The 3,712-nt window shown below is 54.3% G+C and carries 4 protein-coding genes; 3 read left to right on the forward strand and 1 reads right to left on the reverse strand.

Translation table 11 applies throughout. From position 1 onward, the window contains the following. Positions 1 to 399: 399 nt before the first annotated feature. On the reverse strand, positions 400 to 759 hold the full coding sequence (locus QNK41_RS06360; RefSeq protein WP_319254910.1) for a DVU0772 family protein: 360 nt from the start codon (positions 757 to 759) through the stop codon (positions 400 to 402). Positions 760 to 1,273: 514 nt separating this feature from the next. On the opposite strand from QNK41_RS06360, the gene QNK41_RS06365 reads away from it, so the two are divergent. The 3 genes from QNK41_RS06365 to QNK41_RS06375 form a co-directional block, all read left to right on the forward strand. Next, complete coding sequence (locus QNK41_RS06365) at positions 1,274 to 2,110, forward strand: amino acid ABC transporter permease (RefSeq protein ID WP_319254912.1); 837 nt, start codon at positions 1,274 to 1,276, stop codon at positions 2,108 to 2,110. A 38-nt stretch (positions 2,111 to 2,148) separates the two neighbouring features. After that, entirely contained in the window at positions 2,149 to 2,973 is an 825-nt protein-coding gene (locus tag QNK41_RS06370; protein WP_319254914.1) for a transporter substrate-binding domain-containing protein, read from the forward strand. Beyond that, positions 2,970 to 3,712, forward strand: a 743-nt coding sequence (locus tag QNK41_RS06375) for an amino acid ABC transporter permease (protein WP_319254916.1), incomplete at its 3' end; no start/stop codon positions are given. The genes QNK41_RS06370 and QNK41_RS06375, both read left to right, overlap by 4 nt.

The following is a 3,712-nucleotide window of genomic DNA, read 5'->3' on the forward strand; positions in this document are numbered from 1 at the left end:
ATTTAAAATAGTAGAACACATGAATGCCGATAGCAAATGTAGGAGACCAAAAAGTTTACCCAAGCATGGTACAGATGGGATTAGAAAATGGACGTGATCACCATTTGTACATATCTCCAAAAAAAAGAATTTGAACATTCCCCGCGGCAAGCCGCGGGGAATGTTCTGCCTGTAACGGCAGTGCTGCGCAGCACCGTAAGGATGAAAATCGATTTGCAGTTCGCTCGCTAACCCCGCCGCCCCGATAATCGGGATTTTTGCTTCGCGCCAACAAGCGGAGGGGAATGCGCTCGCTATAGTGGTTCAGCTCAAACCTGGCCGCTTAATACCCACAGAACGCGCTTTTTCGGCGAATTTTAAGTTGTCCTGCCTGAAATCCCAACGCTTTTAACACCTTTGTTAATGCACATCGAGCTTTCGCTTGAGCCATGATTTGACTTCGCCTTCGATGGCCCACACGCCTTTGTGTCTGCCTTGGGAGTGCAGGTAGCGTTTTTTAAGGTCTCCGGGCATCTTGATCTCCGCCAGTTCCACCGCTTCGTCACTGTTTCGGCGGATAAAGTAGATCACCGGTTCGTCCTTCCAGGTATTGATCACGAAATAGTGGGACACATCATCCTTCGAGCGAATCACATAATTTCCACGGGCCCAATTGTTGCCCCATTCCAGATAAAGGCGAACGGCCTCTTCCGGGGTCATTTCCCAGTCGATGGAATTCACCAATTCGAAGTCGCGTTTGATTTCCTCAAGGTTCATCATGTCGGCACTCCTGAAAGTTTTTATACTCCGGCACCCGGCCGGTGGGATTAACGGTTGTGATTCTGAATCTGTTCGGCTAATACAAAGCCAGAAACATGCCAAAACCGCCCGCAGGTCAAACCAATCATAAAACCATTAGATCCTTTTAATTTAAGGACGGTTACGGACCATTCAGCACGGTAATAGGGCTGCATTGTCGAAGCGCTTTCGGCCAAATTGACAGCCTCAATGTCCGCATACTGTAAAACGATACAATTATGTACCAATAAAAAATAATACATGAAACAGATTCTTCAAGATGCGGGCAGTTGTTACTTTTTTGGCATTTAATCATAACCCGTCACTCACAAAAACTTGCATTTTGTGCAAAATGGCGCATGTTAGTAGGCAAATTATTCTAAGCCAACTCACACCGCTGGGTATTTCGTGGTGAGAAGAGACAAAAGCCAGAAAGCGGTCAGCGACCGCCTCGACAGCCATCACCCATTCGACGCATTGAGTTTCTGATTTATCCATGAACGCTTGTGATTACCTTATACCAGGCGACAGCGCCCGACCCAACTGGAAGAGAATCGCCTTCGACTGGTTTCGGGTAATTGCCACCGCCGGCCTGATCGTCTGGTTCGTCTTTGCAAGCGGCACGGGACTGGGGTACAATTGGCAATGGTATCGGGTACCCCAGTATCTGTATAGCTTCTCGGAAGGCCATTTTCTGGCCGGCCCCCTGCTTGAGGGGGTGGTGGTGACGCTTAAGGTTTCTGCCGTTTCGCTGGTGCTCTCCAGCCTGCTCGGCCTGATTACGGCGGTCTGCCGATTATCCAGGTCTTTTGCTGCACGAGCAATCGCCCGGGCCTATCTGGAGTTGATCCGCAACACCCCCCTGCTGGTGCAGTTGTTTTTTATCTACTTCGTGTTTTCGCCCATGGTGGATCTCAGCCGTTTTGCATCGGCTGTTCTGGCATTAAGCCTGTTTGAAGGGGCATATGCCTCAGAAATCATCCGCGCCGGCATCCTTGCTGTTCCCCAGGGCCAATGGGAAGCGTCCAAAAGCATTGGACTGGGCCGGTACCGCACCTACCGGCACGTGGTTCTGCCCCAGGCCCTTCGACACATGACCCCGCCGCTGGTGAGCCAGGCCGTCTCTTTGATCAAAGACTCGGCCTTGGTGAGCACCATCGCCATTTACGATCTGACCATGAAAGGCCAGGAGATCATCGCTGAGACCTATCTGGTATTTGAACTCTGGTTTACCATCGCGGCAATCTACCTGATATTAACCCTGTCCTTGTCACTGGCCACCCAGGCTATGGAAAAACGGCTGGCGCGGACAGGCCAAGATGGTTTGGCGTGATGATAAAAATCATTTTAATCAAGGAAAGGAGAGGTTGTATGAAAATCATGACACGCATGACCCGTATTTTTTTCCTGGCCATACTGGTTTTCTCCCTGGCCGGCATACCTGGCGCAATAGCCGCCGACAGCCAGGACAGTGTCGTAGAGCAGGTGATCCAGCGCGGGGTGCTGCGGGTGGGCATGTCCACGTTCGTGCCCTGGGCCATGAAGGACAAAACCGGCAAGCTGATCGGTTTTGAAATCGACGTGGCCACACGCCTGGCCGAAGACATGGGCGTCAAGGTGGAGTTCGTTCCCACCAAGTGGTCCGGTGTCATCCCGGCGCTGCTCACCGGCAAGTTCGACGTCATTATCGGCGGCATGGGCATCCTGCCCAGCCGGAACCTGAAGGTGAATTTCACCGCCCCCTACGATTATACGGGCATGTCCATGGTGGCCAGCAAGAAGATGGCCGCCGGCATGACCGGCATCGAGGCATTCAACAAGCCTGGTGTCACCATCGCGGCCCGCCTGGGTTCCACCGCAGTCACAGCCGCCAAAAAATACCTGCCCAACGCGGAAATCCGCATGTTCGACGACGAGGCCCAGGCTTACCAGGAAGTGATCAACGGGCGCGCACATGCCGTGGTCGGTTCGGCCCCCACACCCGCCTTTCAGGCCATCAAGTACCCGGACAAGCTCTTTCTGCCCATTGACGGGACGTTTACGAGGGAGCCCATTGGCTTTGCCGTGCAAAAAGGTGATGTGGACACCTTGAATTATTTCAACAACTGGATCGGCTACGTGGATGCCGAGGGTTGGCTGAAAGCGCGCAAAACCTACTGGTTTGAAACCAAAGACTGGGAATCTCAGATTCAGTGATCGGAAAAAAGATCAGAATCACCACCACGGACCTGATCCTGCTGGCCGGGATCGGGGCCGCAGTGGTGTGGCTGCTCTACCAGGCCACCGTGCAGGCCCAGTACAGATGGAACTGGCAGGCCATGCCCCAATACCTGCTGCGCCTGGATGCACAGAGCGGCCGATGGGTGCCCGGCCTGATTCTCCAGGGGGTGCTGGTCACCCTGCGCCTGAGCTTCTGGGCCACGATACTGGCCCTGATTATCGGCACCGTCATGGGGCTGTTCAGGACCAGCTGCAGCCGCTACCGCCGCATGCTCGGAACCGGTTATGTGGAGTTAATCCGCAACATCCCGGTGCTGGTGTGGATCTTTATTTTCTACTATTTTATCGGGGACCGGCTCCTGCCTGCAATCGGCATCAGCCGGGCGACATTCAATGACAATGGTCCGCTGTCCGGCATCCTGGGTCTGCTCATGGCCGAACCCTCCCGGGTGCCGATTTTCATCTCCGGTGCCGTGGCCCTGGCTGTTTACGAAGGCGCCTACATCACCGAGATCATCCGCGCAGGCATCCAATCCATCGACAAGGGCCAATGGGAGGCCTCCTCCGGCCTGGGATTCACCCGGACCCAGCAGCTGCGGTATGTCATCTTCCCCCAGGCCCTGCGCCGGATCATGCCGCCCCTGGCCGGCCAGTTCATCTCCACCATCAAGGATTCGGCCATCGTCTCGGTGATCTCCATCCAGGAACTGACCTT

This window comes from Desulfosarcina sp., assembly GCF_033791525.1.
Taxonomy (GTDB): domain Bacteria; phylum Desulfobacterota; class Desulfobacteria; order Desulfobacterales; family Desulfosarcinaceae; genus Desulfosarcina.

Excerpts from the sequence above, each read along its gene's own strand:
- QNK41_RS06360 (WP_319254910.1), bottom strand. The coding sequence starts at position 759 with ATGATGAACCTTGAGGAAATCAAACGCGACTTCGAATTGGTGAATTCC.
- QNK41_RS06365 (WP_319254912.1), top strand. The coding sequence starts at position 1,274 with ATGAACGCTTGTGATTACCTTATACCAGGCGACAGCGCCCGACCCAAC.
- QNK41_RS06370 (WP_319254914.1), top strand. The coding sequence starts at position 2,149 with ATGAAAATCATGACACGCATGACCCGTATTTTTTTCCTGGCCATACTG.